Raw genomic sequence first — 6498 nt, 5'->3', positions numbered from 1 at the left:
CACCCCCGCCCGGGTCACGGTCTCCTGCCCCGCCCGGGTCACGGTCTCCTGCCCCGCCGGGGTAACGAGGACCGGTGCTGTCCGGCTCACGAGCGCCGGTCCTGCCCGGGTCACGAGCGCCGGCCCCGCCCAGCTCACGCGGGCCTGCCCCGCCCAGGTCACGAGCCCCGGCCGCGCGCGGGTCAGGAGCCCCGGCCGCGCACGCCCGGGGCGGAGCCTGCGCTTCAGGGTCCGGCCCAGGACACTCCGGAGCAGCCGCACCGGCTCAGGGCACCAGGGCCGGCGCGCCTTCACTGCTCGCTCCCCGCGGTGCGGCGGGACCCGCGGCGGGGCGCCGTCCGGCCCCGCCGCCCGGGCGGACGGGTACCGGCCGAGGAGCGCCCCCGCCGGGGCTCGCGGCGGCGGCGTTCCTCCCGCAGGCACTCCCGCAGCCCCTCGGGGTCGATCCCCTCGTTGCAGGCGTGGTGGAGCAGCTGGGCGAAGCGGTACTCGGCGTCCGCCCGCAGGGCCAGGCCGAAGGCGATCCGTGCGGTCGGCTCGTCCCCGGTGGACCAGGAGACCCAGCCCGCGAGGGTGAGCGGGGCCGCGGCGTGCTCGCCGTAGGCCCCGACGCAACGCCGGGCCAGGGCCCGCCACAATCGCAGGGCCGGGGCAGCCTCCTCGTCCTCCATCCACTCCGCCGCGATGTCCCTGATCTCGCGGTCCTGGAGGCCCAGGATCAGCGAGGCGGCCTCGTCGTGGCCCAGCAGGGCGTCGTCCCAGTCGTCGGCGTGGGAACCGCCTTCGACCGGCGGGGCCAGGGTCATGCGCCGCATCAGTGCCTGCGCGAGCGAGATGGTCTCGGCCCCGACCTCCTCCCGGGTGGCCCCGTCGAGGATCCTCGGCATCAGGGCCGCGGCCGCCCGGTCCAGGGCCCGTTCCGCCTCGTCGGCCACGGCCCCGCGCAGCGGTGCGAGCCGGCCCTCGATCTCCTTGAGGGAGCCCCGGACCTGGACCCCTGCGAAGGTGGCCGTCGCGGCCATCACCGAGGTGCCGACCGCGGCCAGCCGGGAGCCCTCGGCCGGGCAGCACCGCTCGTCGGGGCAGACGTAGGACCAGAACCGGCCCTCGGAGAGGCACAGGGCCTCCAGGACCGGCACGTCCAGTGCGCCGCAGGCCAGTCGGATCCGCTGGGCGAACGGCCGCAGCCGGGTCATCACCCGCTGGCCGCTCTCCTCCCCCCGCGGCTCCTGGCAGAGGTACACGACGATGCCGTCGGGCTTGCCGCCACGGCGTTCGCTGCCCCGGATCAGGCAGTCGGCGACCTGCCGGGCGGTGTCCTCCCATTCCGCGGGCGCGGCGGGGATGCCGACCCGGAGGCGGCCGCCGAAGCGCCCGCCCTCGCCGTGCACGGCGACGAGGACGAGGGAGTCGCTCGGGTGGAAGCCGAGCATGTAGGGCAGCGCGTCGGCCAGTTCGGCCGGGCTGCGCAGGGTGATCTGAGGGCCGGTGTCGGCTCCGGCCGGGCTGATGGAAGGCCGGTCGGACGGGCTGCGTGATTCGTGGTTGTTCGTCATGGCACGAAGGTCCCGTGCACGATCCGATCCCGAAAGCCCTGTGGATAACTGTTGACGCTTCAATGTCCACAGGCTCAGAGCAGCATTGGCGCGATGTCACAGGCATCGGGTTGCATGGGGGCATGAACGCAGACCTGAGGTCCTCGGCCGACTCCGTACTAGCCCGTCTCGTGGGTGACCCCACGGGCACCGCCCGGCTGCGCGAGGACCAGTGGCGTGCGATCGAGGCCCTCGTCGCGCACAAGCGACGGGCGCTGGTGGTCCAGCGCACGGGCTGGGGCAAGTCCGCCGTGTACTTCGTCGCCACCTCGCTGCTGCGGGCGAGCGGCGCCGGCCCCACCGTGATCGTCTCCCCGCTCCTCGCGCTGATGCGCAATCAGGTCGAAGCCGCGGCCCGGGCCGGGATCCGCGCCCGCACCATCAATTCCGCCAACCCCGAGGAATGGGAGGGCATCCAGGCCGAGGTCGCCGCCGGCGAGGTCGACGTCCTGCTGGTGAGCCCGGAGCGGCTGAACAACCCGGACTTCCGCGACCAGGTCCTCCCCAAGCTCTCCGCCGCGACGGGTCTGCTCGTGGTCGACGAGGCACACTGCATCTCCGACTGGGGGCACGACTTCCGCCCCGACTACCGCCGCCTGCGCACCATGCTGGCCGACCTGCCGCCCGGGGTCCCGGTGCTCGCCACGACCGCCACGGCCAACGCCCGGGTGACCGCGGACGTCGCGGAACAGCTGGGGACCGGAGCCGGCACGGACGCCCTGGTGCTGCGCGGCCCGCTGGACCGCGAGAGCCTGAGCCTGGCCGTGCTGACCCTGCCCGACGCCGCGCACCGGCTGGCCTGGCTCGCCGACCGCCTCGGCGACCTGCCCGGCTCCGGGATCATCTACACGCTGACCGTGGCCGCGGCCGAGGAGGTCACCACGTACCTGCGCCACCGCGGGCACACGGTGGCCTCGTACACCGGCAAGACGGAGAACGCCGACCGCCAGCAGGCCGAGGACGACCTCCAGGCGAACCGGGTCAAGGCGCTGGTGGCCACCTCCGCCCTCGGCATGGGCTTCGACAAGCCCGACCTGGGCTTCGTGGTGCACCTCGGGTCGCCCTCCTCCCCCATCGCCTACTACCAGCAGGTCGGCCGCGCCGGCCGTGGCGTGGAGCACGCGGAGGTGCTGCTGCTCCCCGGCCGCGAGGACGAGGCGATCTGGCAGTACTTCGCCTCCGTGGCCTTCCCCCCGGAGGAGCAGGTGCGCCGCACGCTCGACGTCCTGGCCCAGGCCGGCCGGCCTCTGTCGCTGCCCGCCCTGGAACCGCTGGTGGATCTGCGTCGCACCCGGCTGGAGACCATGCTCAAGGTCCTCGACGTCGACGGCGCCGTGCACCGCGTCAAGGGCGGCTGGACTTCGACGGGCGAGCCGTGGGCGTACGACGCCGAGCGCTACGCCTGGGTGGCCCGCCAGCGGGCCGCCGAACAACAGGCCATGCGCGACTACGCATCGGCCACCGGCTGCCGGATGGAGTTCCTGCGCCGCCAGCTCGACGACGAGGAGGCCGCGCCCTGCGGCCGCTGCGACAACTGCGCCGGGGCCCGGTTCACCGCCGAGGTCTCCACCACCGCGCTGGACACCGCCCGTGGCGAGCTCGGCCGACCGGGCGTGGAGCTGGACCCTCGCAAGATGTGGCCGACCGGGCTCGCGGCGGTCGGCGTCGACCTCAAGGGCCGCATCCCCGCGGGCGAGCAGGCCTCGACGGGCCGGGCGCTGGGCCGGCTGTCCGACATCGGCTGGGGCAACCGGCTGCGCCCCATGCTCGCCCCGCAGGCTCCGGACCAGCCGATTCCGGACGATGTCGCCCAGGCCGTGGTCGCGGTGCTCGCCGACTGGGCGCGGGGCCCCGGCGGCTGGGCCTCGGGGGCGCCCGACGCCCCGGCCAGGCCTGTGGGCGTGGTCGCCCTGCCCTCGCGCAGCCGCCCTCGACTGGTCGGTTCGCTGGCCGCGCGGATCGCGGAGGTCGGCCGGATGCCCCTGCTCGGCACCGTCACCTACACCGATCAGGCTCCGGAGTTCGGAGCGCCGGCCTCGAACAGCGCCCAGCGGGTACGGGTGCTCCACCAGTCCCTGACCGTTCCCCCGGAGCTGGCCGAGGCGCTGAAGCAGGCGGCAGGTCCGGTGCTCCTCGTGGACGACCGCTCGGAGAGCGGGTGGACCCTTGCGGTGGCCGCCCGGCTGCTCCGGCGGGCAGGCGCGAAGGAGGTGTTCCCGCTGGTGCTGGCGCTCCAGGGATAGCCGAATGCGTCATCCTCGGCGTGGCGGGGCAAGGATATGAACGGCATACCGGCGAATTCCGGTCGGCTGCGTCAATTGCTCGTTGCCGCATGCTCAGGCGCCACGCGAGAATTGGAGTGCTCCCGCTCGGCTCCTCGGCACTCTCCTGGGCCGCGCCGCGGCGCGCCCTGACTCCAGCCGTGCCCGTCCGCGGGCGTGTACCCGAAGGGAGGACCGTGACCTTCGGATTCGCGCCGCCTTCGACCTCGTCCCTGACAACGGCCACCGGCGCCGCCAGCCGGCACGGCAGGCTGCTGGAACCGGCCGAGTGGACGGCGGCGGGCATTCCCCTGCTCCGCAATCCCCGCGAGGTCGTCAGCGGCCTGCACTCGCGCCACAGCCCGGTGCCTTCGACGGCGGTGATCGCCGTCCTCGGTCCGGAGGAGCGGCTCGTGGCGAGCGCCTCCTTCGTGCAGCGGTCTGCCTCGGCGGACGGCTGGGAGTACCGCAACGCCCTGCTGTCCCGGCTGCGCCGGGTCCTCCCGCACGACCTGCGGCGACGGACCCCGGTGCGTACGGCGGTCCTGCTCTACTGCCGCGAGGGCGACGAGCGGTGGACCGAGGAGGACGGGGCGTGGATGTGGGGGCTGCGGGACGCCTGCACCCTGCACGGCCTGCGCTGCGGCGCGTACATCACGCTGACCCGCGGCGGCTGGCAGGTGCTGGGTGAGGGCCGTGGCGGCCGTCAGCCCAGCTCGGGATCGCGACCCCAGCGCCTCGGCGACACCGTGGCCGAGTTCGCTCCGCTCGCCCTGCACACCGGCGGTGGTGCGGCCGAGGCCCTGCGTCGGACCGCCGCGCGCTGACCCTCGTACGGCCGGCCGGGCCCCACGGGCGCTCCCCCCGGGCGTACGTACGCGCGACGGGTGACGGGCAACGGGCAAGCGACATACCGGTCTGGCGGGCTGCGCGGACCGGACGTCCGCGGGCAGGCCTCACGGCCGTACACCCGGAACCGGGCGTACGGCGGATCAGGCCTCGGACTGCAGCCCGAACTTCCGCTCGGGCCTCACATCGGACGGGGCTCGGGCTTCGACCCGGACCTCGGCCCGGGCTTCAGCGGGGCCGGCTCGAAGCCCGCCCCGCCCCTCGCCCGTGCCGGGGTACAGGGCGTCAGACGCCCGCACCCAGCACGGAGTTGATCTGCTGCGCGTCACCGCACACGATCAGCAGCGCACCGGCCCGGGTGAGCGCGATCGGCAGGGCGCCGGCAACGCGCTCGACCGCTCCGCCGTTGACCGCGAAGACCACGACCGGACGGCCCGCGGCGCGCTGGACCTGCGCCGCGTCCGCGTAGAAGACGTCGTCCCCGGCGTCGTGCAGGGCCCAGTACGCGGCCTTGCCGAAGGACAGCTCGTGCGCGGCCCACGGGTGCGGGTCGCCGGTGGTGAGCACCAGGATGTCGCCGGGCGCGCGCCCGGTGTCGAGCAGCAGGTCGACGGCCTCTTCGGCCGCGTCCAGCGCACCCTCGACGGAAGCCGGGATCAGCTGGATCTGCGGCACCGCCGCGGAGACGGACGGTGCGGTGGGAGCAGCGGCGGGCGCTGCGGGAACGGGTCCGGGGGCGGCCTGCGGCGTGCGCTGCGCGGGCGCCGCGGGCCGGGGGGCACCACCCGTGCGGCTTGCCGCTACGGGGGAGGGACCGGGGCGTCCGGGCCGCGGTACGGCGGCGGGACGCGGACCAGGTACAGGACGGGGGGTCTGCGCGGTGCGGCTCGCGGCCGGCGTGACGCGGGGACCCTGGGCACTCTCGTGAATCTGAGGCTCCTCGATGGCGGGGGTGAGAGGCATGAGTTGATGTCTATCAAACACCGGTACGAAACGTACCGGCCGGTGGCACATGGGTGCGATCAGAAATCGAAGCCGAGTTGGCCTCCGTTTTCCAGCTCCATCGATTCCTCGCTGCGGCGCACCTTCTTCAGGTGGCGCCACCGGGGCAGCCCGTCGAGGTACGACCACGAGAGCCGGTGGTAGGGGGTGGGCCCCAGTTCCTCCAGCGCCGCCCGGTGCACGGGCGAGGGGTATCCGGCGTTGGCGGCGAAGGCGAAGTTCTCTATTCCGCCGCCGTGTTCGCCCAGTTCGGCCATCATCCGGTCGCGCGTGACCTTCGCGATGACCGAGGCTGCGGCGACGGCGATGCAGGACTGGTCGCCCTTGATCACCGTGCGGACCCGCCAGGGTTCGCCGAGGTAGTCGTGCTTGCCGTCGAGGATCACGGCGTCGGGGCGCACCGGCAGGGCCGCCAGGGCGCGCTCCGCCGCCAGCCTGAGGGCGGCCGTCATGCCGAGCTCGTCGATCTCCTCGGGCGAGGCGTGCCCCAAGGCGTACGCGGTGACCCAGCCCTCCAGGACGTCGAGCAGGGCATCACGTCGCTTGGCGGTGAGCAGTTTGGAGTCGGTGAGTCCGGCGGGCGGCCGGCGCAGGCCGGTGATCGCCGCGCACACGGTGACGGGTCCGGCCCAGGCCCCTCGTCCGACTTCGTCGACCCCGGCGATGACCTTGGCGCCGGTGGTTGCACGGAGGGAGCGTTCGACGGTGTGGGTGGGTGCTTCGTACGGCATGGCGCCAGCAAGGTTACGCCGCCCCGAGCCGACTGCACACCCCCGCCCCCGGGTCCGACC

Annotated in this window: 5 protein-coding genes; 2 read left to right on the top strand and 3 right to left on the bottom strand. The window is 74.4% G+C overall.

Features of this window, described 5'->3' with window-relative positions; genetic code table 11:
* Positions 1-290: 290 nt before the first annotated feature.
* The gene (locus PV721_RS39675) at positions 291-1556 is read right to left on the bottom strand and encodes a DUF4192 domain-containing protein (RefSeq protein WP_319733168.1); all 1266 of its coding nucleotides are present in this window, start codon (positions 1554-1556) and stop codon (positions 291-293) included.
* 122 nt (positions 1557-1678) lie between these two features.
* On the opposite strand from PV721_RS39675, the gene PV721_RS39670 reads away from it, so the two are divergent.
* Positions 1679-3838: a RecQ family ATP-dependent DNA helicase gene (locus PV721_RS39670; protein WP_319733167.1), complete on the top strand. Its 2160-nt coding sequence runs from the start codon at positions 1679-1681 to the stop codon at positions 3836-3838.
* A gap of 215 nt (positions 3839-4053) precedes the next feature.
* Positions 4054-4683, top strand: a complete 630-nt coding sequence (locus PV721_RS39665; protein WP_319733165.1) for a hypothetical protein — start codon at positions 4054-4056, stop codon at positions 4681-4683.
* A gap of 307 nt (positions 4684-4990) precedes the next feature.
* Here the strand turns inward: PV721_RS39665 and PV721_RS39660 are convergent, their stop codons facing one another.
* Complete coding sequence (locus PV721_RS39660; RefSeq protein WP_319733163.1) at positions 4991-5668, bottom strand: hypothetical protein; 678 nt, start codon at positions 5666-5668, stop codon at positions 4991-4993.
* 59 nt (positions 5669-5727) lie between these two features.
* Positions 5728-6438 (bottom strand): ribonuclease HII, encoded by a 711-nt coding sequence (locus PV721_RS39655; RefSeq protein WP_319733161.1) that lies wholly within the window; start codon positions 6436-6438, stop codon positions 5728-5730.
* Between the last annotated feature and the right edge of the window lie 60 nt (positions 6439-6498).

Origin of the sequence: Streptomyces sp. MB09-01 (assembly GCF_033794505.1) — a bacterium.
GTDB lineage: Bacteria > Actinomycetota > Actinomycetes > Streptomycetales > Streptomycetaceae > Streptomyces.
The sequence above is the reverse complement of the archived record's forward strand: the minus strand, read 5'-3'. Positions and strand labels throughout refer to the sequence as shown.

Coding starts and splice junctions, on each gene's coding strand:
- PV721_RS39675 (WP_319733168.1), bottom strand. CDS start 1,556: ATGACGAACAACCACGAATCACGCAGCCCGTCCGACCGGCCTTCCATC.
- PV721_RS39655 (WP_319733161.1), bottom strand. CDS start 6,438: ATGCCGTACGAAGCACCCACCCACACCGTCGAACGCTCCCTCCGTGCA.
- PV721_RS39670 (WP_319733167.1), top strand. CDS start 1,679: ATGAACGCAGACCTGAGGTCCTCGGCCGACTCCGTACTAGCCCGTCTC.
- PV721_RS39660 (WP_319733163.1), bottom strand. CDS start 5,668: ATGCCTCTCACCCCCGCCATCGAGGAGCCTCAGATTCACGAGAGTGCC.